The organism is Hyphomonas oceanitis SCH89, assembly GCF_000685295.1.
In the GTDB taxonomy this organism is placed as follows: domain Bacteria; phylum Pseudomonadota; class Alphaproteobacteria; order Caulobacterales; family Hyphomonadaceae; genus Hyphomonas; species Hyphomonas oceanitis.
Genome location: NZ_ARYL01000183.1, coordinates 1 through 268, shown reverse-complemented (window position 1 = coordinate 268; position 268 = coordinate 1). Strand labels below are relative to the sequence as shown.

General features: G+C 56.0%; 1 pseudogene. It reads right to left on the bottom strand.

The window, feature by feature from the left end:
- Positions 1 to 206, bottom strand: a pseudogene (locus HOC_RS20840) (ATP-binding cassette domain-containing protein); the annotation flags it as partial.
- Between the last annotated feature and the right edge of the window lie 62 nt (positions 207 to 268).

Genomic DNA, 268 nt, shown 5'->3' with positions numbered 1-268 from the left:
CAATACTCGGCCTCGTCAAGAAAGTGCGTCGTCACCATAATGGTCACACCATTGGCAACCATAGCATTGATATGGGTCCAGAACTCGCGGCGTGTGCGAGGATCGACGCCAGATGTCGGTTCATCAAGAAACAGGACGTCGGGGTCGTGCATCACCGCGCAGGCAAGCGCCAGACGTTGCTTATAGCCAAGCGGCAGGCTGAGCGCATTCACGATCAGCTTGTCGGATAGTCCAAACGTGTTCCCCGTCAGCGACTATGAGACAGACG